This window comes from Novosphingobium sp. 32-60-15 (genome assembly GCF_002280675.1).
In the GTDB taxonomy this organism is placed as follows: domain Bacteria; phylum Pseudomonadota; class Alphaproteobacteria; order Sphingomonadales; family Sphingomonadaceae; genus Novosphingobium.
Genome location: NZ_NCEN01000005.1, coordinates 105,075 through 128,169, shown reverse-complemented (window position 1 = coordinate 128,169; position 23,095 = coordinate 105,075). Strand labels below are relative to the sequence as shown.

At 60.1% G+C, this 23,095-nt stretch carries 22 protein-coding genes and 1 tRNA gene; 14 read left to right on the top strand and 9 right to left on the bottom strand.

Annotation, left to right across the window (positions count from 1 at the left end):
• The 3 genes from B7Y89_RS06080 to B7Y89_RS06070 all read left to right on the top strand — a co-directional run bounded on the left by B7Y89_RS06080 (position 1) and on the right by B7Y89_RS06070 (position 2,518).
• Positions 1–489, top strand: a complete 489-nt coding sequence (locus B7Y89_RS06080; protein ID WP_206434274.1) for a type II toxin-antitoxin system YhaV family toxin — start codon at positions 1–3, stop codon at positions 487–489.
• 67 nt (positions 490–556) lie between these two features.
• A complete protein-coding gene (locus B7Y89_RS06075; RefSeq protein WP_292936738.1) occupies positions 557–802 on the top strand; it encodes a hypothetical protein in 246 nt (81 codons plus the stop codon).
• An 18-nt stretch (positions 803–820) separates the two neighbouring features.
• Entirely contained in the window at positions 821–2,518 is a 1,698-nt protein-coding gene (locus tag B7Y89_RS06070) for a recombinase family protein (protein WP_292936775.1), read from the top strand.
• Here B7Y89_RS06070 and B7Y89_RS06065 read toward each other — a convergent pair.
• The 4 genes from B7Y89_RS06065 to grxC form a co-directional block, all read right to left on the bottom strand.
• Positions 2,477–2,553, bottom strand: a tRNA-Arg gene (locus B7Y89_RS06065). The genes B7Y89_RS06070 and B7Y89_RS06065 overlap by 42 nt on opposite strands.
• Before the next feature lie 61 nt (positions 2,554–2,614).
• Positions 2,615–3,103: a DUF1178 family protein gene (locus tag B7Y89_RS06060; RefSeq protein WP_292936736.1), complete on the bottom strand. Its 489-nt coding sequence runs from the start codon at positions 3,101–3,103 to the stop codon at positions 2,615–2,617.
• A complete protein-coding gene (locus B7Y89_RS06055; RefSeq protein ID WP_292936734.1) occupies positions 3,100–3,945 on the bottom strand; it encodes a carbon-nitrogen hydrolase family protein in 846 nt (281 codons plus the stop codon). The genes B7Y89_RS06060 and B7Y89_RS06055 overlap by 4 nt, the downstream gene beginning before the upstream one ends.
• Positions 3,942–4,208, bottom strand: a complete 267-nt coding sequence (gene grxC, locus B7Y89_RS06050; protein WP_292936732.1) for a glutaredoxin 3 — start codon at positions 4,206–4,208, stop codon at positions 3,942–3,944. The genes B7Y89_RS06055 and grxC overlap by 4 nt, the downstream gene beginning before the upstream one ends.
• Before the next feature lie 163 nt (positions 4,209–4,371).
• Here grxC and B7Y89_RS06045 point away from each other — a divergent pair, with 163 nt between their 5' ends.
• The gene (locus B7Y89_RS06045; RefSeq protein WP_292936730.1) at positions 4,372–4,833 is read left to right on the top strand and encodes an Hsp20 family protein; all 462 of its coding nucleotides are present in this window, start codon (positions 4,372–4,374) and stop codon (positions 4,831–4,833) included.
• A gap of 62 nt (positions 4,834–4,895) precedes the next feature.
• On the opposite strand, the gene B7Y89_RS06040 is transcribed toward B7Y89_RS06045, so the two are convergent.
• The 4 genes from B7Y89_RS06040 to tpiA form a co-directional block, all read right to left on the bottom strand.
• Positions 4,896–5,585, bottom strand: coding sequence for a Crp/Fnr family transcriptional regulator (locus B7Y89_RS06040; RefSeq protein WP_292936728.1), 690 nt, complete (start codon positions 5,583–5,585; stop codon positions 4,896–4,898).
• Positions 5,586–5,671: 86 nt separating this feature from the next.
• Positions 5,672–7,300 (bottom strand): CTP synthase, encoded by a 1,629-nt coding sequence (locus B7Y89_RS06035; RefSeq protein WP_292936726.1) that lies wholly within the window; start codon positions 7,298–7,300, stop codon positions 5,672–5,674.
• A gap of 151 nt (positions 7,301–7,451) precedes the next feature.
• Positions 7,452–7,856 carry a preprotein translocase subunit SecG gene (gene secG, locus B7Y89_RS06030; RefSeq protein WP_292936724.1) on the bottom strand — a complete coding sequence of 135 codons (405 nt, stop codon included), beginning with the start codon at positions 7,854–7,856 and terminating at the stop codon, positions 7,452–7,454.
• A gap of 101 nt (positions 7,857–7,957) precedes the next feature.
• Complete coding sequence (gene tpiA, locus B7Y89_RS06025; protein ID WP_292936722.1) at positions 7,958–8,728, bottom strand: triose-phosphate isomerase; 771 nt, start codon at positions 8,726–8,728, stop codon at positions 7,958–7,960.
• A gap of 275 nt (positions 8,729–9,003) precedes the next feature.
• Here tpiA and B7Y89_RS06020 point away from each other — a divergent pair, with 275 nt between their 5' ends.
• From B7Y89_RS06020 to lexA, 8 genes are all read left to right on the top strand, one after another.
• Entirely contained in the window at positions 9,004–10,944 is a 1,941-nt protein-coding gene (locus tag B7Y89_RS06020) for a SurA N-terminal domain-containing protein (RefSeq protein WP_292936720.1), read from the top strand.
• Positions 10,944–12,488, top strand: a complete 1,545-nt coding sequence (gene trpE, locus B7Y89_RS06015) for an anthranilate synthase component I (protein WP_292936719.1) — start codon at positions 10,944–10,946, stop codon at positions 12,486–12,488. The genes B7Y89_RS06020 and trpE overlap by 1 nt, the downstream gene beginning before the upstream one ends.
• On the top strand, positions 12,485–13,072 hold the full coding sequence (locus B7Y89_RS06010; protein WP_292936718.1) for an aminodeoxychorismate/anthranilate synthase component II: 588 nt from the start codon (positions 12,485–12,487) through the stop codon (positions 13,070–13,072). The genes trpE and B7Y89_RS06010 overlap by 4 nt, the downstream gene beginning before the upstream one ends.
• On the top strand, positions 13,069–14,058 hold the full coding sequence (gene trpD, locus B7Y89_RS06005; RefSeq protein ID WP_292936716.1) for an anthranilate phosphoribosyltransferase: 990 nt from the start codon (positions 13,069–13,071) through the stop codon (positions 14,056–14,058). Before B7Y89_RS06010 ends, trpD begins: the two co-directional genes overlap by 4 nt.
• A gap of 66 nt (positions 14,059–14,124) precedes the next feature.
• Positions 14,125–14,913 (top strand): indole-3-glycerol phosphate synthase TrpC, encoded by a 789-nt coding sequence (gene trpC, locus B7Y89_RS06000; RefSeq protein ID WP_292936714.1) that lies wholly within the window; start codon positions 14,125–14,127, stop codon positions 14,911–14,913.
• Between the two features lie 258 nt (positions 14,914–15,171).
• Entirely contained in the window at positions 15,172–15,648 is a 477-nt protein-coding gene (gene moaC, locus B7Y89_RS05995; protein WP_292936712.1) for a cyclic pyranopterin monophosphate synthase MoaC, read from the top strand.
• On the top strand, positions 15,645–16,850 hold the full coding sequence (locus B7Y89_RS05990) for a molybdopterin molybdotransferase MoeA (RefSeq protein ID WP_292936710.1): 1,206 nt from the start codon (positions 15,645–15,647) through the stop codon (positions 16,848–16,850). The genes moaC and B7Y89_RS05990 overlap by 4 nt, the downstream gene beginning before the upstream one ends.
• Before the next feature lie 57 nt (positions 16,851–16,907).
• Positions 16,908–17,618: a transcriptional repressor LexA gene (lexA, locus tag B7Y89_RS05985; protein WP_292936708.1), complete on the top strand. Its 711-nt coding sequence runs from the start codon at positions 16,908–16,910 to the stop codon at positions 17,616–17,618.
• Positions 17,619–17,982: 364 nt separating this feature from the next.
• Here the strand turns inward: lexA and B7Y89_RS05980 are convergent, their stop codons facing one another.
• Entirely contained in the window at positions 17,983–20,259 is a 2,277-nt protein-coding gene (locus B7Y89_RS05980) for a ComEC/Rec2 family competence protein (RefSeq protein WP_292936706.1), read from the bottom strand.
• A gap of 29 nt (positions 20,260–20,288) precedes the next feature.
• On the opposite strand from B7Y89_RS05980, the gene gltX reads away from it, so the two are divergent.
• On the top strand, positions 20,289–21,752 hold the full coding sequence (gltX, locus tag B7Y89_RS05975; RefSeq protein ID WP_292936704.1) for a glutamate--tRNA ligase: 1,464 nt from the start codon (positions 20,289–20,291) through the stop codon (positions 21,750–21,752).
• Between the two features lie 23 nt (positions 21,753–21,775).
• Entirely contained in the window at positions 21,776–23,083 is a 1,308-nt protein-coding gene (locus B7Y89_RS05970) for a citrate synthase (RefSeq protein WP_292936702.1), read from the top strand.
• Positions 23,084–23,095 lie beyond the last annotated feature (12 nt).

Below are 23,095 nucleotides of genomic sequence, written 5' to 3'. Positions count from 1 at the left end.
ATGACGGTCAACGGGTGGCAGCTCTTTGCCCATCCGCTGTTTCTCGATCAGTTCGAGAAGCTGGGGACGGCCGTTGCGCGCTCGCGGCAGAAAGACCCGCGCGGTTGGCGCAAGTCGGCCAATGCGAAACTGCTCGCCGCGCTGCGCCAGCTCGTATTCGAGACCATTCCCCAAGACCCCACGCGCCCGGAGTATCGCCAGGGCGGCACGCTTGGCGACGACCGCAAGCATTGGTTCCGGGCGAAGTTTGGCGGCGGCAGGTTCCGCTTGTTCTTCCGCTACAGCACCAGCGCGAAGATCATCATCTTTGCCTGGGTGAACGACGAGACGACCCTGCGCACGTATGGCGCGAAGTCGGACGCCTATGCCGTGTTCCGCAAGATGCTCGACAAGGGCAATCCACCCGATTCGTGGGAAGCGCTGCTGAAGGCGGCGAACGATACGAGCGCGCGCGAACGACTGGAGGCGGCGTCGCCGGACACGCCGTGAGCACTTATCTGCGCTACACCGTGTGGCGTCGTTTGCCCGAAGACCGCTCGTGCTGCACGGTCAGCACATGGCCCTTCCGCGTAAGCTCCGCCGGCGCGCGCCTCGTCGCTGGGCCGAAAGCCCGGATGACCTGCACGACTACATCAACCGCGTCACTCCGCGCCGTGCTTCGCGTCCGGTGCGCGAGGATGATGGGCCGATCGTCGTCACCGACGACTGGCCAGAGCAAGTTCCGATCGGCGACGCCGAGCTGCGCGCGATCGAAGGCCATATGCGGCAAGAGCTGGACAAGCTGTTCGGACCGCTGCCGTGAAGTGAGGAGTGAAGCGTCATGACCAGCGCCGCCCTGCGACGAGATGAGGATGAGGCGCCGGTCGTGGCGATCGCCCGCGCCGCGCTCTATCTCCGGGTCTCGACCGGCCGGCAGGCCGAGAGCGACCTGTCGATTCCCGACCAACGCCGCCAGATCGAAGGCTACTGCCTCTCGCGCGGCTGGGAAGTCGCGGCCGAGTTCGTCGAGCCGGGCAACACCGCGACGGACGATCGCCGACCTGCCTTTCAAGCGATGATCGACGCGGCGATGACGAAGCCGCCGACATTCACCGTCATCGTCGTCCACAGCTTCTCGCGGTTCTTCCGCGACCAGTTCCAGTTCGAGTTCTACGTCCGCAAGCTGGCGAAGAACGGGGTGAAGCTCGTCTCGATCACGCAGGACTTGGGCGACGATCCGATGAGCATCATGATGCGCCAGATCATGACGCTGTTCGACGAATATCAATCGAAGGAGAATGGCAAGCACACGCTGCGTGCGATGAAGGAGAACGCCCGGCAGGGCTTCTGGAACGGGGCGCGGGCGCCGATCGGCTACCGCGTGGTTGCAGCCGGGGAGCGCGGCGCGAAGATCAAGAAGAAGCTGGAGATCGACCCGATCCAGGCCGAGACGGTGCGGCGCATCTACCGCATGGCTTTGAATGGTGTCGGTGACCGGGGACCGATGGGGCTCAAGTCAATCGCGACGTGGCTCAACGAGAACAACATCCGCACGCGCGATGGCGGGCGATGGGGTCTCGGCGCGGTGCATATGGTGCTGACACGCACGACCTATATCGGCCAGCACCGCTTCAACACGCGCGATCACAAGACCAGGACGCCCAAGCCCGAGGCCGAGCACGCCGTCATGGAAGTGCCGGCGATCGTCTCGGAAGCGGAGTTCGAGGCGGTCCAGCGGTCGCTCAAGGCGCGCAGCCCGAAGATGATGGCGCCGATGGCGGTGGGTGGGCCGACGCTGCTCACCGGCATTTGCTTCTGCGCGTGCTGCGGCGGCGCGATGACGCTGCGCACAGGCACCAGCAGCGTCGGCCGGGAATATCGCTATTACACCTGCTCGACGAAGGCGCGGCAGGGCGCGACCGGCTGTCCTGGCATCACCGTGCCGATGGACCAGCTCAACAGGGCCGTGGTCGACCATCTCGAAGCGCGGCTGCTCGACCCGGCGCGGCTCGAAGCTCTGATGGATCAGATCCTCGAACGGCGCGACGAGTGGGTGAACCAGCGCCGCCAGCATGTCGCCGATCTTGAGCGGCGTGCGACCGAGGCGGAAGCGAAGCTCAAGCGGCTTTACGACGCGATCGAGAATGGCGTCATCGACGTAAGCGACCCGTCGCTCAAGGATCGCATCGCCGAGCTGACCGCGACGCGCGACCAGGCCAAGGGGGATGCCGAGCGCGCGGTGGCGCACATCGTAAAGATCGGCCCCGCGATCACGCCGGAAAGCCTGCGCGCCTTTGCGGCCGCCGTGCGCAAGAAGCTGCGGAACGGCGACGGCACGTTCGCCCGCGATCAGGTGCGGGCGGTTGCGCAACGTGTGGAAGTCGTGAGCCGAAAAGAGGTTCGCATCCGTGGGCTGCGGAGCGAGCTGCTCCGAACGCTAACCGCCGCCTCCGGCGTAGAGGCGGCGGTGCTAGGCGTTCGTGCCTTTGAACCGAAATGGCGCGCCCGACGGGATTCGAACCCATGGCCCCCAGATTAGGAATCTGGTGCTCTATCCTGCTGAGCTACGGGCGCCCGCGCTCTCTTTAGGCAGGGCGGCTTGTGCTGGCAACGCGCTTTTGGCGTTATGCGTGCTTCAATTGGCTTCTTCGGGCGGGATGACCGGGACCAGCACCGGGGCTACGGGAATGCCCTCTTCGGCCAATTCTTGTGCTTGTTGGAAAGTGGCGCGGCCGTGGATGGGGGCTACTTCCTTTTCACCGTAATGCATGGCGCGGGCATCTTCGGTGAACTTTTCGCCAACCCATTTGGATGATTTCAGCGCTTCGGTTTGCATGGCTGCCACAGCTTTGAGCATGGCGACAGCTTCGGGCGGTAGTGGCGTATTGGCGATCGGTTGCGCCGGGACGTGATCGGACAAATCGGGCTTTGCGGTTGGTACGACCATCTGGTTGCCTTTACGGCCAACCGCAGGGGCCATAACCGCTTTTGACACATCGCCCGTACCGCACATCGGGCACGAAATCAGGCCACGGGCTTGCTGATCTTCATAGTCCGTTGACGAGCCGAACCATCCTTCAAACCGGTGCCCCAAAGGCCCGCATTGCAGATCAAAGACAATCATAGCGCTGACTTAGGGATTTCCCGCTTGTTGGCAAGACTGGGAAGCTGTGAACGCACCTCGCCCGTTCGGACAGGGTCTACAATAGCAAAGCCCAAGCCCGCCGCATCGCCCATATCCAGCACAACATCGCCCCAAGGGTCGATCACCAGCGAATGGCCATAAGTCTCGCGCCCGTCCTCATGGCGTCCGGTTTGCGCTGCGGCAATTACCCAGGCGCTGGCCTCAACCGCGCGGGCACGTTGCAGCAAATGCCAGTGCGCTTTGCCGGTCGGCACGGTAAACGCCGCCGGTATGCGAATGGCATCGCAGCGCATTTGGCCCAGTGCTTCAAACAACGCCGGAAACCGTACATCGTAGCAGATCGCCATCCCCAAGCGGCCAAGCGGTGTCTGAACGCTCACAACCTGATCACCCGGCGTGTAGGCGGCAGATTCCCGCCAAGTCTCGCCCGATGCCAAAGCCACATCGAACATGTGTATCTTGTCATAACGCGCGGCAATTGCGCCCCCGGCGTCAATCACAAAGCCGCGATTGGCCCATTTGCCATCCTTTCGCAGCACCGCCAGCGAGCCCAGATCGATCCAGATAGCATTCTCGCGCGCCGCCTGTTGTGCCGCTGCCAGCACCGGGCTGTCACCCTCGGCCACAATGTTCGGCGTCGCGCGTTTGCGATCCCGGTCTAGCAGCCCGCACATTTCTGGCGTGAATAGCATCGCTGCGCCCTCGCCCTTTGCCTGCTTCGCCGCATGGGTGATGGCCAAAGCATTAGCGCGCGGATCAATCCCGCTTGTCATCTGAAACAACGCGATTTTTACCGCGCCATGCGATGCTCCGGCATTCACAGCGCCAGCATCGCGTCCAGTTTACCTTTGGCCTCAAGCACGGAAAGATCATCCGAGCCGCCGATATGCGCGCCACCGATGAAGATCGACGGGACGGTAGAATGGTGAGGCGCACGCTCCATCATCTCTGCCTTTTTCGGGCCACCCATGGTCACGTCGAATTCCTCGTACGTCACGCCCTTGCCATCCAGCAACGCCTTGGCGCGGTAGCAATAGGGGCAGCCCCATTTGGTATAGATTTCAATTTTCGGCGTATTCGGCATGGAAACCTCAAACTGGGGGTCTTGAAATGCGATTTTCGCTAACACACATGGTGGTTCGTGTCATGCGCCGCAAGTCGGGCATGGCCATAAACCGCCAAGGTGAGCGCCGGTTTCCGGGCGCACTGCGGCAAGTGCAGATTGCTCAAAGATTGAGGATATTGCCATGAACCGTCTTGATTTCACCCCTTATCGCCGGACCACTGTGGGTTTTGACCGCCTGTTCGATTTGCTTGAAAGGCAGGCCCGCGCCAATGCCGGTGACAATTATCCACCCTTCAATATCGAACGGCGCGGCGAAGATGCTTATCGCATTACGCTGGCCGTAGCGGGCTTCAAGCCTGAAGATATTGATATTACCGCCCAGCAAAACCTGCTGACGGTGAAGGGTAGCCGTACCGAACCGCATGATCGCGAATATCTTCATGTCGGCATCGCCAACCGGGGATTTGAACGTCGCTTCGAACTGGCCGATTACGTCCGCGTCGAAGCCGCTGATCTTGCCGATGGCTTGCTGACGATCGACCTTGTGCGCGAAGTGCCCGAGGCGATGAAGCCCAAGAAAGTGCTGATCGGTGCGCAAAACCCGCTAAAGGTTATTGAAGGCGACAATTCTGCCGCTGCGTAATCCTGAACGGGTGTAATTGTGAAGGGGCGGGCACAAAAGCTCGCCCCTTTTTGTTTTACCCTTCACCAAGCCTCGGCGACGTCGGTCAAAGCCTCGCGGTCAAGGATCGTCACACGCCCGCCTTTCAATGCCACAATGCCATTGTCGACCCATGCCGAAAGCTGGCGGTTGATCTGTTCGCGCGACATGCCGGCAAAGTTGCCCAGTTCGCCTTGGCTCAACGCGATTTTCAACTGGTTGCCTGTTTCGCTGCTATCGCCCATCATCAACCGCAGCAGGAACCGCGCAAGCCTTGGGCCAGAAGTATAGGCCCTGTCTGCTTCGATTACCGCGTTGTTCTGGCGCAAACGCCGCGCCATGGCTTTCAGCAGGCGCAGCGATAGTCCTTTGTGTTTATCGATGATTTCGGCAAAGGCCGTTTTGGTCAGCACCAGCGCTTCAACCGGATCGATGGCGATCACCGATGCGGTTCGCTCACCGCCATCGAGGAAGGCGATCTCGCCCAGCACATGGCCTGCTTCGGCATAATCGAGAATGATCTCGCGTCCATTGGCAGCCAGCATGCTCACGCGGGCAAGGCCCCTGATCACGATGAACAGCGTCCGGCCCTGTTCACCTTGCGCCATCAATTCCTGGCCGGGTTTATATGACCGCACATTGCCGCGCGCGATGATGTCGGAAAGTTCGGCCTGTTCGCAATCTGCAAACAGACTTTGCGCCGTTAAAGCTTCCGCCAGTTTCGCCGCGTCCATGCCAGAAAGCCCCCGCTACACGCCCATTACGATAGGCGTTCAAATAATCAGGGAAATCGCGCGCTGACTAGTGCTTTTAGTTGTCTTTAAACAAGACGCATCTGCTTTACAGCCGCTGCAATAAACCCGCTGAACAATGGGTGCGGATCGAACGGGCGGCTTTTCAGTTCGGGATGGAACTGTACACCGATAAACCATGGGTGGTCAGGGCGTTCGACGATTTCAGGCAGTAACCCGTCGGGCGACATGCCGGAAAACACCAACCCGCCCTGCTCCAGACGGTCCTTGTAGGCCACGTTCACTTCGTAGCGGTGACGATGCCGCTCGCTAATCTCGGTCGTGCCATAGACGTTGGCGACGTGGCTGTTGCCGGTCAGCTTTGCGTCATAAGCGCCGAGCCGCATTGTTCCGCCCAGATCGCCACCTTCGGAACGTTGCTCCAGACCTTCGGCGGTCATCCATTCGGTAATGATGCCGACAACCGGTTCATCGGTCGGGCCGAATTCGGTTGATGATGCATTGGCGATGCCGGCCGTGTTGCGCGCGCCTTCGATGCAGGCCATCTGCATGCCAAGGCAAATGCCGAAGAACGGCACTTTGCGTTCACGTGCAAACCGCACAGAAGCGATCTTGCCCTCGGTCCCGCGCTCCCCAAAGCCGCCGGGCACCAAAATGCCATGCATCGGCTCAAGGCTCGCTGCGATTTCGGCATCGTCCTTTTCGAACAGTTCGGCATCAAGCCATTTGATGCGCACTTTGACGCGGTTGGCCATGCCACCGTGCGCCAAGGCTTCGTTCAACGATTTGTAAGCGTCCTGCAGGCCAACATACTTGCCCACAACGCCGATCGTCACTTCGCCCTCAGGGTTCTGATAGCGATCAACGATGTCGTCCCACACGCTCAAATCAGGCTCGGGCGCGGTCAGTCCGAAATGCCGCAGCACTTCGCCATCTAGGCCCTCTGCGTGATACTGCAACGGCACCGAATAGATGCTCGTCGCATCAAGCGCCGGGATGACCGCAGATTTGCGGACATTGCAAAACTGCGCGATCTTGGCGCGTTCAGTGTCGGGCAACGGCTTTTCGCAGCGGCACAGCAAGATGTCCGGCTGAATGCCAAGCCCCGTCAATTCGCGTACCGAATGCTGTGTCGGCTTGGTCTTAAGCTCGCCCGCTGCGGCAATATAGGGCACCAGCGTTACGTGGACGAAGCACGTCTCATCGCGCATTTCGTTGTGCAACTGGCGAAGCGCTTCGATGAACGGCAGGCCTTCAATGTCGCCCACCGTCCCGCCGATTTCGCAAAGCACGAAATCCAAATCGTCGGTTTCTGCCTGCGCGAATTCCTTGATCGCGTCGGTGACATGCGGAATGACCTGCACGGTCGCGCCAAGGTAATCGCCGCGCCGTTCTTTGGTGATAATGTCGCGGTAAATGCGTCCCGACGTGATGTTGTCTGCCTGCCGCGCCGAAACGCCGGTGAAGCGTTCGTAATGCCCAAGATCAAGGTCAGTCTCGGCCCCGTCATCGGTCACATAGACTTCGCCATGCTGATAAGGGCTCATCGTACCCGGATCGACGTTCAGATAGGGGTCGAACTTGCGGATTCGCACGCGAAAACCGCGCGCCTGAAGCAGCGCCGCAAGGCTTGCTGCCATAAGACCTTTGCCGAGCGAGGAGACCACGCCGCCGGTGATGAAAATGTACCGCGCCATGGGAGTTGGGCCTTAGCGTCTGAAGTTGCAATTGCGCAAGCGGTTGCCGCTGAAATCTTTACGGCAATCCACAAGCATGGATTGAACACAACACGAATACCACCCCGCTACCCCAAGGAAGCGAGGCGGCATCACCGCATTGCAAAAAACTTTACTGCCCCGCAGCGCCGCTCAGTGGATCGTTCGCTGGCGCTGGTGCTGCTGGTTGTTGCACAGGCGCTGCGGCCGGTGCCGCGCCACCCTGTGCCGGAGCAAGTGGATCAACTGCAGGCGCATTCTGCAACGGTGCAGCGCGCTCAAGCGAGGTGTCGATCTGGCGGCCTGACGTCTGGCCGACTGCCAGCGTTGCCAGCGCAATGCTCAACACCACAAATGCCGTTGCCAAAACCGTGGTCGCCCGCGTCATGAAATCTGCTGCGCCACGTGCCGACATGAAACCGGCAGGGCTTCCGCCAACGCCAAGGCCGCCGCCTTCGGACTTCTGCATCAGGATCGTCACAACCAACAGGGCGGCAACGATGGCCTGGACAACGGTCAGAAAAATAAACAGCGACATGTATCTCAACCTTTGGCGCGTCCGAACGCAGAAACAACTTGGCTGCCATGTAGGCGGCAGATCGCTTTGGCGCAACCCGCCACGCGCGCAATGCTGGCAGGTCAGCCCTCGCCGTTGCCTGCGGCTGCGATGATCGGCAAGAACGCGTCTGCCGTCAGGCTCGCACCGCCAACCAATGCCCCGCCAACGCCCTGCGCCGCCAGCAATTCGGCTGCGTTCCCTGCGTTGACCGAACCACCATAAAGAATGCGGACCTTTTCGCCTGCTTCCCCATACAAAGCGATCAAGCGTTCTCGGATCGCCGCATGCATCTCGATGACATCAGCCACAGCTGCAACGCGGCCTGTGCCAATGGCCCAGACAGGCTCGTAAGCCACGGCAACTTTGCCCAGTGTTACAGCATCAGCGGTGCCGTCACCCACCGGCATGGAGCCATCAACCTGGCCTGCGACAACTGCCACGGCCTTGCCCGCATCGCGTTCGTCCAGTGTTTCACCGACGCAAACGATCACGCCCAGCCCCGCTGCCAAAGCTGCATTGGCCTTGGCCTGCACAAGGGCATCGCTTTCAGCATGATCCTTGCGCCGTTCGCTATGCCCAACGATGACAAAGTCTGCGCCAGTATCCAGCAGCATCGCTGCCGATACGTCGCCGGTATGCGCGCCTTTTGCTTCGGCATGGCAATCCTGCCCGCCGACGCCCATTGCCGTCACCGCTTCGCGCAGCGCGCCAATCAGCGTGAACGGCGGCGCCAGTGCCACTTGCACATCGGGATAGCGGCCTGCGGCACGATCAATCGCGCGCGCCTCGGCCAACATGGCGCGGCTCCCGTTCATCTTCCAATTGCCCACGATATAAGGACGATGTGGCATATTCGGCCAATTCCCCTGAAAAACCTAAATCACGCCATAGTTTTAAGGGCTATAGCACCCTCGAGTCGTCGGGCGGCTATCAAACCTACGCCTATTTTGCAAAACACGTGATCGCATAACCGGCAAAAACATTTAGTTACCGCAGCCACAGCATTCAACCAAGCGCCTGTGCATCACACCGGGCATTGCGAGAAACGGCAATGCCCCCTAAAGCGTCGGCAAATTTCCCTTCGGGTCCGGTAACGCACCCAGAATGATGAGACGAACACCCGCAAATGCTCGGCTTTTTCCGCTCCTTTATTAAGTCCCGCGTCGGCGCTGCTGTCGCGTTGGTGTTCCTTGGCCTGATCGCGCTGGCTTTCGCCAGCGCCGACATAACGGGCAGCGGCTTTGGCGGCATCGCCGGTGGGGATCGCGCTGCCAGCGTCGGATCTAGCCGGATCGGGACTGCTGAACTCACCAAAGCCCTGACCAACGCGTTTGAACAGGAACGCAAAAAGTCCCCAGGCCTGACGATGAAGCAATTCCTCGATGGCGGCGGTATGGACGGCGTTCTGAACGAAATGATTGACCGCTTGGCGCTTGCCGAATGGGGCAAAAAGCATGGCCTCGTCGTCAGTGATCGTCTGGTCGATAGCGAAATCGTCAAGATCAGCGCGTTCCAGGGGCCTGATGGCAAATTCAGCCAAATGGCTTACGAACAATTGCTCGCCCAGCGCGGCCTTACCGATAAGGAGGTGCGCTCCGACCTTGCGCAAGGATTGATGGCGCGGCAGTTGTTGTTGCCCGCAGCGTTTGGTGCCCAAATGCCCGATGAAGCGGTTGTGCGCTATGCATCGTTGCTTACCGAAAAGCGCAGCGGCGTGGTCCTTACCGTCCCATCGCTGGCCTTTATTCCGCCAAACCCGCCCAGCGCCGAAGCCGTCAGCGCGTTCTACAACGCCAACAAGGCGCGCTACATGCAGCCTGAACGGCGCACGATCCGCTATACGCTGATCAATGAATCCAGCCTCAAGAGCCTCGCTGCTCCTACCGAGGCCGAGATCGCCAACCGTTACAAACAAAACACCGCGCTTTATGCTCCCAGCGAAGAGCGCACGATCACGCAAGTCATCGTTCCCACAGAAGCTGCCGCCAAAGCGCTGATTGCAGAGGTCGGCAAAGGCGGATCACTTGATGCTGCGGCCCGGGCCAAGGGGCTCGCCGCCAGCCAGATGGCCAATCAAACGCGCGAAGGCCTGACCAGACAAACGGCCAAGCCGGTATCCGATGCCGTGTTTGCCGCGGCTGCTGGCACGTTGGCTGCCCCGGCAAAGTCCAGCATCGGCTGGCATGTGATCAAAGTGGATGCGGTCAATCGCAATGCCGGCAAAACGCTTGATCAGGCCCGCCCCGAACTTGTCACGATGCTGACCCTTGAAAAGCGTCGCGCCGCGCTGTCCGATCTTGCCGCGCAAGTGGAACAAGAAGTCGATGGCGGTACCGGCCTTGCCGATATTGCCAAGAATCTGGGCCTCTCCGTCACGTCGACGCAGCCGGTTGTGGCCGATGGGAGTGTGTTCGGCAAACCAACCGAACGCGTGCCCAACGAAATTACCACGCTTGTTCAAGCAGCATTCGCGATGGAGCGTGAAGGCGAACCGCAGCTTGCCGAACTCAAGGCCGGTGAAGTTTTCGCGGTTTATGATGTTGGCCAGCTTACGGTATCCAGCCCCGCCCCGCTTGACCGCATTCGTGATGTTGTCGCCCGTGATTGGGGGCTTGATCAAGGCTCGGCCAAGGCCAAGGCTGCTGCGGATAAAATCCTTGCAGCCTTGAACAAAGGTACGCCCATCGGTGAAGCGGTAAAGCAAGCAGGCGTTGCTTTGCCCGCGCCGCAGCCCGTTGAAATGGCCCGCCAGCAGCTTTCTGCAATGCAAGGCCAAGTGCCACCTGCCCTTGCCTTGCTATTCGCCATGGCTGAAGGCACCAACAAGCGCCTTGAAGGCCCAAACAAGGCTGGCTGGTTCGTCATTTCGCTCAAGGATATCATACCTGGCGCAGTAAAGCGCGCCGACCCGATTTTCGCGCAAGCTTCGCAGGAATTCCGCACGGTGACGGGCAACGAATATGCCAAAAGCCTCAACCTTGCGATCCGCAACGATGTCGGCGTTGAACGCAACGAAGCTGCAATCAAGGCTGTGCGCAATCAGCTAACCGGCGCCAACGCGCAATAATGCCGGTGTCCATGCTCGCAGACTTTACCGCCACCGCGCTGCCCGAAAACCACGGCCCCGCGCTCGTCCAGCTTACCGCTGGAAAACCGGCGCTGGTCTGGCGCAAGTTGATTGTGGACACTGAAACCCCGGTAGGCGCAGCACTGAAACTGATGGAATCAGGCCGCGGCGATTTCCTGCTGGAATCGGTGCAGGGCGGTGAAGTTCGTGGGCGTTACAGCCTTCTCGGCCTCGATCCCGATCTTGTGTTCCGCGCCACTGGCGAAGCGGCTGAAATCAACCGTATCTGGCGGTACGATAAGGCTGCCTTCGCGCCATTACCAGAAGACGCGCTGACTGAACTGCGCGCGCTCGTCGCCGCTTGCCGCATCGATGTTCCCGATGCCTTGCCGCCTGCGCTGGCCTGTCTCGTCGGCTATTTCGGCTATGAAACCATCGGCCTTGTCGAAAAGCTGCCGCGCGCGCCGCAAAGCGATCTGGTCCTGCCCGACATGCTGTTCACCCGCCCCACCGTGGTGTTGGTGTTTGATCGCTTGTCAGATGAACTCTTCGCCATTGCTCCGGTCTGGGCCGAAGGCGGTGCACCAGCGCACCTCCTAGAAGCCGCGACCGACCGGATCGACAGCGCCATCCGCAAGCTGGCCAACGCAGTTCCTGAAGAACAGCGCCTGACCGAAAGCGTGGACGTAACCCCGCAGCCGGTCATGCCGGCCGCGCAATACGCCAGCATGGTCACGCGCGCCAAGGACTACATCGAAGCAGGTGACATCTTTCAGGTCGTCATCGCCCAACGCTTCACCGCGCCCTTTCCGTTGCCGCCCATCGCGCTTTACCGCAGTTTGCGTCGGATCAACCCTTCGCCGTTCCTCTATTTCCTCGACATGCCGGGCTTCGCGCTCACCGGATCTTCGCCTGAGATACTGGTGCGAATTCGTGATGGCGAAGTGACCATTCGCCCAATCGCCGGAACCCGCCCACGCGGCAAAACGCCAGAGGAAGACCGCGCCAACGAAAGCAGCCTGCTTGACGATCCCAAGGAGCGCGCCGAGCACCTGATGCTGCTCGATCTCGGCCGCAACGATGTGGGTCGTGTCGCCCAGGCTGGCACGGTCAAAGTGACCGAAAGCTACACGGTGGAACGCTACAGCCACGTCATGCACATTGTATCGAACGTCATAGGCCAGCTTGACACAAACCGCGCCGATAACGTCGATGCACTGTTCGCCGGTTTCCCTGCAGGCACTGTCAGTGGCGCACCAAAAGTCCGTGCCTGTGAAATCATCGCCGAGCTCGAACCTGAAACGCGCGGCGCTTATGCTGGCGGTGTCGGATACTTCGCCCCCGATGGCTCTGTCGATAGCTGCATCGTCTTGCGTACCGGCATCCTGAAAGACGGGGTGCTTCACGTGCAGGCAGGTGCAGGCATCGTGGCCGACAGCAACCCCGAATACGAACAGCGCGAATGCGAGGCCAAATCCGGCGCGCTATTCGCCGCCGCCCGCGAAGCCGTCCGCGTCGCCTCAGAACCGAAGTTTGGCCAATGATCCTCGTCATCGACAATTACGATAGCTTCACCTGGAACCTCGTCCATTACCTTATGGAAATGGGCGCAGAGGTGGAAGTCGTGCGCAACGACGCGCTTACCGTTGCACAGGCCATTGCCACCGGCGCACAAGGCTTCCTGCTTTCGCCCGGCCCTTGCACCCCCAACGAAGCGGGCATCAGCCTCGATCTTGTCGGAGCCGCAGCCGACGCAAACCTGCCGTTGCTCGGCGTATGCCTCGGCCACCAATCCATCGGTCAGTATTTCGGCGGCAAAGTCGTGCGCGGCGGGCTGATGCACGGCAAGACCAGCCCTGTCACGCACGATGGCACCGGTGTGTTCCAGGGCTTGCCCAGCCCGTTTATTGCCACCCGATACCACTCGCTGATTGTCACAGACATTCCTGAATGCCTGGTGGTTAACGCGCAGTCTGATGATACGCACGTCATGGGCTTCCGCCACACATCACTGCCGATCCACGGCGTCCAGTTTCACCCGGAATCCATTGCCACAGAACACGGCCATGCAATGATCGGCAACTTTCTGAAAATCTGCGGCATCCCCACCAATCCGTTGCCCGCATGAATTTGCCCGATCCCCTTTATCCGCTCGAAGAAGCCGAAGCCGAACACGCCTTTGCTGCAATTCTTGACGGCAAAGTCCCCGACGAAGACATCGCGCAGTTCCTTGTGGGCCTCTCGGACCGGGGCGAAACCGCCAGCGAGATCGCTGGAGCCGCCCGAGCCATGCGCGCTCGCATGATCCCGATCATCGCGCCAGCCAATGCCATCGACGTTTGCGGCACCGGCGGCGATGGCCACCACACGCTCAACGTCTCCACCGCCGTCAGCCTTGTCGTTGCGGCTTGCGGCGTTCCCGTCGCCAAACACGGCAACCGCGCAGCCAGCAGCAAAGCGGGCGCGGCGGACACCTTGGAAGCGCTTGGCCTCAACCTTGATCGCGCTGCGGAAACGGCCGAAGAAACGCTGGCCGATCTTGGCATTTGCTTCCTCTTTGCAGGGCGGCATCACCCGTCGATGGGGCGCATTATGCCTATCCGCAAGGCGCTGGGCCGACGCACGATCTTCAACCTGATGGGTCCCTTGGCCAACCCAGCTGGTGTTCGCCGCCAGCTCGTCGGCGTTGCAAGGCCTTCCTACGTCCCGATTTACGCCGAAGCCCTGTTGCGCCTTGGCACAACGCACAGCTTTGTCATTTCTGGCGATGAAGGCCTCGATGAACTCAGCCTCGCCGGTGGAAATGAACTCGCCGAAGTAAAAGATGGCGAACTTGCGCTTCGCCGCGTCACTCCCGACGATGCTGGCTTGCCCACGGCTCCGGTCGACACCATTCGCGGCGGAGACGCTCGACACAACGCTGCCGCCTTGCGCGCACTCCTTCTGGGTGAAACAAGCCCATACCGCAACGCCGTCCTGTTCAATGCCGCTGCGGCACTCATCATCGCAGGCGAAGCACAAGACTGGCACGAAGGCGTTGAAGAAGCCGCAGAGGCCATCGACAAAGGCCTCGCCAACGCGCTGCTCAACTGCTGGATCGCCGCGCTTAAGTAGCGAGCCAGTCCATCACCCAAAACCCACTCGACTAATTCCGCCCAGCACGGCAAAGACCAATCCACCATGACTGATATGCTCACTGAAATCTGCGACACAAAACGCATCGAGGTGGCCGCCCGCAAGGCCGCCACGAACGTTGCCGAACTGGCAGACAGCGCTGCACAGCAAACGCCGCCACGCGGCTTCGAAGCCGCTCTGCGCACCAAGGCCGCCAAGGGTTACGCCCTGATTGCCGAGATCAAGAAGTCCAGCCCATCCAAAGGGCTGATCCGCGCCGATTTTAGCCCTGCAGCTCACGCCCGTGCCTACGAGGCAGGCGGCGCTACCTGCCTCTCGGTGCTCACCGACGCGCCTTATTTTCAGGGCCACGAAGATTACCTGATCGAGGCCCGCGCTGCCTGCACCCTACCGGTCATCCGCAAGGATTTCATGGTCGATCCGTGGCAGTGCCTCGAAGCGCGCGCCATCGGCGCTGACGCCATCCTGATCATCGCCGCCTGCCTGTCAGACAGCCAAATGGCCGAAATCGAAGCCGCCGCCCGCGAACTTGGCATGGATGCGCTCGTCGAAGTCCACAACGAGGAAGAAATGGAGCGCGCCGCCCATCTCAAGTCGCGCCTGATCGGCATTAACAACCGTGACCTGAAACGCTTTGTCACCGACCTGTCGACTACAGAACGCCTCGCCCCCCTCGCCCCCGAAGGCACCCTTCTGGTTAGCGAAAGCGGCATCAACACTCACGCCGATCTTTTGCGCCTTGAACCATGCGGCGCGCGCACGTTTTTGGTAGGCGAAAGCCTGATGCGACAGACCGACATAACGGCAGCCACCCTTACTTTGCTTAACGGCTGACGAAAACTTGGTCCTCCCTCTCGATTGCGGGGAAGAGCATTGGGGTGTCTTGCCAGACGTCAACCCAGCCGACGAGCATACCACCATCAGCCGATGCAATTGCCACATCGCATGTCGCGCCTCTGCCAAACTCCGCCTTATGCTTGGCCCCTTGCTCTCCACCGAAAAAACCATGCAGTTCCGAGCAGAGGCGGGCATTAGAGTTTCTCTTCGGGAAGTGTAACCTGCGCAAACCCGTTCAGGATTTGAGGGCGAGAGATGAACAAATTGACGCATGTTGATTCGGCTGGAAACGCCCGGATGGTCGACGTTGGCAGCAAGGCAGAAACGCACCGCGTCGCCGTGGCCAGAGGCGCGATCAGGATGTCTGCCACCACGCTGACCGCCATCGCGCAGGGCAACGCGCCCAAGGGCGATGTTCTTGGAACGGCGCGCATTGCCGGGATCATGGCCGCCAAGAAAACCGGCGAGCTCATCCCCCTGTGCCACCCGCTTGGCATCGATGCGGTGAACATTGATTTCGAACTGGTGGAGACTGGCGTGGAATGTACTGCCACCGCCACGCTAACCGGCAAGACCGGCATCGAAATGGAGGCACTCACCGCTGTGTCAGTCGCACTGCTTACCGTTTACGATATGGCCAAAGCCCTCGACAAAGGCATGGTGATCGAAGGCATACGCCTGATTGAAAAACGCGGCGGCAAATCTGGAATCTGGCGGGCGGACGACGCGTGAAAACGCCGCCGCTTCCCCTAGCTGAGGCACAGGCCCGCTTGCTTGCGCTGGCCCCTTCCCTGCCGTTAGAGCAGCGCCCGGTTGCACAATGCCTCGGCCACTACCTCGCCGCACCTGTTGTCGCTCGCCGGACGCAACCTGCCGCCCCTCTCTCAGCTATGGACGGCTATGCGCTCCGCTCGGTTGATCTACCCGGCCCTTGGAACGTGATTGGTGAGAGTGCAGCTGGACACCCCTACGCGAAAACCGTCAGCAAAGGCGAAGCCATAAGGATCAGCACCGGCGCCGTTGTCCCGGCTGGCACAGACATGGTGTTGCTTCAGGAAGACGCCGGCCGCGAAGGCGAAGTACTGAATCTCACCGGAGAGCCTCCCGCGCCGCCCGGACGGCACATCCGTCCCGCCGGAATGGACTTCACGGCCGATACCGTACTGATCGAGGCCGGAACCCGCATCGGCCCCGCCCAAATCGCGCTGGCCATCGCAGGCGGGCATAGCCACCTCCCCGTCCGCCGCACGCTTACGCTGACTGTGATCGATAGTGGCGACGAACTGGTAGCGCCCGGCCAGTTGCCTGAACTCCACCAACTTCCCGCCAGCAACGGTCCGATGCTTTACGCCATGGCCGCTGTCCTACCCGTCCGCGTCACCCACGGCGGACCCGTGGCGGATAACCTCCACGATCTTGCTGCCGCATTCGATACCGCGCGCGATGCTGACGTTATCGTTACAAGCGGCGGCGCGTCGGTTGGGGATCATGACCTTATCCGTCCGGCATTGGCGTCTATCGGCGCAAGTATCGATTTCTGGCGCGTCGGGATAAAGCCCGGCAAGCCCTTGCTCATTGCCACACGCGGACCGCAGATCATCGTCGGACTACCCGGTAACCCTGCGTCTGCCTATGTGACCGCGTTCCTGTTCATGTTGCCCCTCCTGCGCGCCATGCTTGGCGCAGCGCAGCCGCTTCCGCGCACCATCCCTGCCCGCCTGACTGGCCCCATGCCAAAAGGCGGCAGTCGCATGGAATTCCTCCGCGCGCACTGGGACGGTACATCTGTAACCCTTGATCCGCTGCAAGACTCCGGCGCCTTGTCCCCGCTGTCGCGCGCGAATTCGTTCGTTCTGCGCGAAGCATGGGCGGATGCGAAAGCGGCGGGAACAGATGTTCCTGTTTACCTGATCGAAAATGGCGGTATTGCTTGACGAGTTGCAGTAAGTTGCTTATCCGTTCCGCATTCGTTCACCTGCGGAGAACCGCCAATGTTAACGCGCAAGCAGCACGAACTGCTCACTTTCATCCAGGTACGCTTGGAGGAATCCGGCATCTCTCCCAGTTTTGAGGAGATGAAGGAAGCACTCGACCTTAAGTCGAAGTCTGGCGTCCACCGTCTGATCTCTGCCCTGGAAGAGCGCGGCTTCATTCGCCGCCTGCCCAACCGCGCCCGCGCTTTGGAAGTTATCCGCCAACCTGACAGCGCGGTAACAAAGGGCGGCGCTACCGCTGCGCCAACCCGTGCAGCGGCCAACACCAACTCCGCCCTAACCCCGCTGCGCACTGCTCCAAGGGCAACTCCCGCTCCGGCCAACGATGTCATCGAATTGCCCCTCCATGGCAAAATCGCTGCGGGCGTGCCTATTGAAGCCTTTGAAACCAGCGCGACATTGCCTGTACCGGCGGCCTTGCTTGGCGCGGGTGAACATTACGCCCTCGAAGTCTCTGGCGATTCCATGGTCGATGCCGGCATCTTTGACGGTGATTATGCTTTGGTCCGCAAGACAGATGCCGCCCGCGATGGTGAAATCGTCGTCGCATTGGTGCGTGGCGAAGAGGCAACGCTCAAGTACCTCCACCGCGAAAAAGGCATGATCCGCCTTGATCCCGCCAACGCCGCATATGACCCGCAGTTCTACCGACCTGATGAAGTGACGGTTCAGGGCAAACTGGCAGGATTGCTGCGCCGATATCACTGATAAAAGACGGTCATGCCAGCTTGCGCCGATACAAATGTGCGACGGCGCAAGCTGGTGACGCAGCGCTCCTAACTTCGCCGCCTTATGCGGACGCTTACGTGCTGCGCTTTTTTGGCTTCGTCATTGGCAAGCGGCCGTTGGTTTAGAGCGTGATGACGTCAAGCTGAATCAAATCTCCGCTCGTTTCGATCCGTTTGATACACTCAGGATAAACTTTGGCCTTTCAGGGCTAAGTCGAGACACCGCGCAGAGCGTCTCGACTTCGCTCGACACGAACGGGACCTGTTTTTGACTGGCGTAAAGTCATCACGCCATAGGCTTTTGTTTCGTCAGATTGCTTTGACGTTGGTCGCTATGGTTTGTTTCAAGGCTTAAAAGCTGACGGCGCTGCCCCGACTGAAGGCTGGGGGATTTGCTGCTTCAGTCCGCTCTTGATCTCCCCCGTCACAGGCCAGCGATACCACCCGTGCCTCCCTTGTGTTTCGGCCACAGTGCGTATTTTGCCGCTCGCCAAATTGATCGTTATCCCGCCAGTCTTTGCCAAAAATGTCCGGTCTGCCTTGAGCATTTTCGGGCGGCAAGCCCATGGTAGTCGCCGATCAGCGACCACAATGTCGGCACGTTCACAGGCCGATTCAAGTTCCATATCGTCAATGTACTCGCGGGTGCGGGCCATCAGAAGGGTAAAGCGTTTGCCGTTCCTGTTGATAGCGATAGTACAAAAGTCTGCGCTGCAACGGGCAGCGGGCCAGTCTTCCAAAGGGCGCAATTGGCCTTCCATTCCGGCAAGTTCGAGCAGGCTATCCCGCATATAATCGCCACGCCCATCGCGCAGGACAAGCAGGTCCTCGCCCTGGCCGGTAATGCCGACATGGTGGCCGTCACCAGTGACGAGGATATCGGGCGTAGGCGCAAAGATCATCACTGTGACAGCAATGGCGGCAGGGATTGCGCCCCACAAACGGATGCGTCCGGTCCAAAGGGCAAGCCAGAGCATTCCGGTGACGAACAGGCCAAAGCTCCACGGTTCAACCGGAGGCAGCATGGTCACCGCACCGGGCCGCGCAGCCACGAAATGCGCAATCGCCAGCAGAAATTCCAAGGCCTTGCCGGCCAGCCACCACATCGGCGCTCCGATCCCGCCAAGGTCAAGCAGCAGTGCCAGCCCGATCAGCGGCATGATCGCAAACGTCGTTAAAGGGATGGCGATGACATTGGCCAGTGCGCCGTAAACTCCGGCGCGGTGGAAGTGGAACAGGCCGATTGGCATCAGCGCCAATTCGATCACTATACCAGTTGCCAGCAACATCACGATTCCGCGCGCGAAACGTACAACCGGGCCATAATGCGCGGAACTGAGGAAACCGCGTACCGGGGCGGCAGAGTGGAACGCGATGATGGCGATTACTGCCGAGAAACTCATCTGAAAGCTGGGTCCAACGACCGCTTCGGGCCAGAACAGCATAACCAGAAGCCCGCCAACCGCGACAAGGCGCAGTGATAAGGGATCGCGCCCCAAGGCGAGAGCCGCAAGCACCAGCAAAGCGCCTAGGCAAGAGCGGACCGTCGGAACTTCAGCGCCGGTGAGCAAAGTATAAGCGATGCCTGCCAGCGCTCCTGCCAGCGCGCCTGCAATCGGCACACGCACACGAAGCGCGATCCACGGGACGAACGCGAGAGCGCGCGCGACGATCCAATAGACGAAGCCGACCAGTGCGCTAACGTGTAAACCGCTGATCGAAAGCAAGTGCGTAAGGCCTGCATCACGCATCGCGTCTTCATCAGCCATGGCGATGGCGCCGCGATCACCGCTGGCAAGGGCTGCGGCAATGTTGCCGGGTGAACCTGCGAGCATCGAGCGAATGTGACGAGCGAGCGAGGATTGGAGCCCGCGAAGGGTGGTGCCGCGGTCTGATTCGCGCAGGACTTCAACGTTTGAAAGTGCTGAACCGGTGGCGGCGATGCCATTGAACCAGGCAGTTCGCGCGAAATCATAGGCTCCGGGCAGCAAAGGCGGCGCAGGGGGCATTAAACGGGCGCGCAGGCGGACAATCGCGCCTTGGCGTGCAGCCGGATTGTCTTTGTCCGTCGGCAAGTTGACGCGGACCAACACCGGCCCTGCAAAGCCTTCGAAGGGCACCCGTATCAAAAGCCTTGCGCGGGCTTTGGCTGGCTCTTCACGGCGTTCAACCAATCGGCCCTGCACCCAGACCACAAGTGGCCTCGAGATTCCGGGTTGGCCGACCAGTTCAGATTTCGCCCAGATGGTAGTGAGGCCCGCACAGCCCATGGCAGCAAGGCCGATCACAGCAAGGCGAACGTGTCCAAAGTTGGCTTCGTCCAGAAATATTGCGGCCATTAATGCCAGTCCGGACATGCCAAAAAGCAGCGCGATCCAATGAGCCGGACTGGGCAGGGTGACCCACGCCACGATGCCGGCGGCAAATGCAACGACCAGCCACAGCCCCCGCTCAAACGGATGAGCTTCAAGGAAGGCTTCACCATGTTTAAGGATGCTGGACAATCGCGCCGTGATGTCCCAATGCCCGCGGCGTCCGACCAGCGTTGTCGCAGGATTGGCAGCAGGTAGTCCTGTCGCCGGATCATCTGTTGCGGGAGCGTTGGGTAAGGCGGACGCCATGAGTTTTAAAGGGAAGGAAAGCGCGGCCAATGGCAAGCGCCACTGACACCATTTCTGCAGGATTACGCCCCAATGGCGGGGTGGTGACGCGTTTTGCGCCCTCGCCCACCGGCTATCTCCACATTGGCGGTGCGCGAACTGCGCTGTTCAACTGGCTTTATGCCCGCCATCATGGCGGCACATACCTTTTGCGGGTTGAAGATACGGATCGCGCGCGGTCTACCGACGCTGCGATTGATGCGATTTTTGACGGGCTGGAATGGCTGGGGCTTGGTGGAGATGAGCCGCCGGTATTCCAGTTCTCACGGTCTGAACGACACGCGCAAGTGGCGCACCAGTTGCTTGAAGCAGGCCATGCCTATCGCTGCTATCTGACGCAGGAGGAACTGGCGGCGCGGCGCGATCAAGCGCAAGCCGAAAGGCGCCCGTTCCGCATCGACAGCGAATGGCGGGATGCGACACCTGACCAGTGGCCCGATGGCGCGGCTTTTGTCGTGCGGATGAAATCACCGCGCGAGGGTGAAACGGTCATCGCCGATCAGGTCCAAGGATCGATCACGGTTCAAAATAGCGAACTTGATGATTTCATCGTGCTGCGATCTGACGGCACGCCCACGTATATGTTGGCGGTAGTGGTTGACGATCACGACATGGGCGTGACGCACGTGATCCGTGGTGATGATCACATCAACAACGCTTTCCGCCAGTTGGTGGTCATTCGCGGCATGAACAGCATCGATGGCACGTGGCCGGACCCGGTATATGCCCACATTCCGCTGATCCACGGAGCAGACGGAGCCAAGCTTTCCAAACGCCATGGCGCTCTGGGAGTTGATGCTTATCGCGATGAGATGGGCCTGTTGCCAGAAGCTGTATTCAATTACCTGCTACGGCTCGGCTGGGGCCATGGCGATGAAGAAATCATCAGCCGCGATCAGGCGGTTGAATGGTTCGATATTGTCGATGTGAACAAAGGCGCATCACGGTTTGATCTGAAGAAGTTATTGAACCTGAACGGGCATTATATCCGCGAGGCTGATGATGCGCGGCTTGCTGCACTGGTTGCTGAACGCCTGCCTGCACTCGCTCCGGCCTTCGAGGCAAATAGCGGGCTTGAATTGCTGACACGGGCCATGCCAGTGCTGAAAGTTCGGGCGGCGGACCTTAACGAATTGGCGCAAGGTGCCGTGTTCCTGTTTGCGCAGCGCCCCCTGCCCATGGTTGAAAAGGCCGCGGCACTTTTGACCGATGAAGCGCGGACACTGTTAAGCAAAATCACAACAGTGCTTGACGCTGAAAACGGCTGGACAACCGAAAGCCTCGAGGCCACGGTGAAACAAATGGCTGAGGAGTTAGGGATAGGTCTGGGCAAGATTGCCCAACCGTTGCGCGCAAGCTTGACGGGACAGACTACCTCACCGGGAATTTTCGACGTATTGGCACTGCTCGGCAAAGACGAGTCGCTGGCGCGCATTCGCGATCAAGCTGCTTGACCGGCGCAGGGTATTGAAATGAAATGGAACAGGAGGGCAAAGGCGTGAGCGTTAACCAGGCTTCTATGACCGCTGGCGGCAAGACCATCGAAATGCCCGTAAGCAGCGGAACGATCGGTCCTGATGTGATCGACATCCGCAAGCTCTATGCCCAGACGGGTATGTTCACTTACGATCCGGGCTTCACCTCAACGGCAAGCTGCGATTCTGCGATCACGTACATTGACGGTGATGAAGGGGTTCTGCTTCACCGCGGTTATCCGATCGGACAACTGGCCGAACATTCTTCCTTTATGGAAGTCAGCTACTTGCTGCTGAATGGCGAATTGCCGAGCGCGCAGGAATTGGCCGATTTCAGCCGCACGATCACACGCCACACGATGCTGCATGAACAGCTTGCCACGTTCTATCGCGGATTCCGCCGTGACGCACATCCCATGGCGATCATGTGCGGCGTAGTTGGTGCGCTTTCGGCGTTCTATCATGACAGCACCGACATTGCTGACCCCACGCATCGCAAGATCAGCTCGCACCGTCTGATCGCCAAGATGCCGACGATTGCGGCAATGGCTTACAAGTATTCGGTCGGCCAGCCTTTCGTCTATCCGGACAACAAGCTGTCTTACACCGGCAACTTCCTGAAAATGACCTTCGGCGTGCCGGCAGAAGAATATGAAGTGATCCCCGCCGTTGAAAAGGCGATGGACCGCATCTTTACGCTTCACGCCGATCACGAACAGAACGCGTCGACCTCGACCGTGCGTTTGGCGGGTTCTTCGGGTGCAAACCCGTTTGCTTGCATCGCAGCGGGCATTGCCTGCCTGTGGGGCCCTGCCCATGGTGGTGCGAACGAAGCTGCGCTCAACATGCTGAAGGAAATCGGCACGCCTGATCGCATTCAGCATTACATTGATCGCGCCAAGGACAAGAACGATCCGTTCCGTCTGATGGGCTTTGGCCACCGCGTTTACAAGAACTACGATCCGCGCGCGACCGTGATGCAGACGACTGTCCGCGAAGTGTTTGCGGCGCTTAATGTGCAGGATCCGCTGTTCGAAACCGCACTCCGCCTTGAGGAAATCGCGCTCAGCGATCCCTACTTTGCTGAAAAGAAGCTGTTCCCGAACGTCGATTTCTATTCGGGCATCATTTTGTCGGCGATCGGCTTCCCGACAACGATGTTCACAGTGCTGTTCGCGCTTGCCCGGACAGTCGGCTGGGTGGCGCAATGGAATGAAATGATCTCTGACCCAGGCCAGAAGATCGGTCGTCCGCGCCAGCTTTACACTGGCCCCACTGCCCGTGACTATGTGCCCGTAAGCGAACGCTGATAGACTGATAAG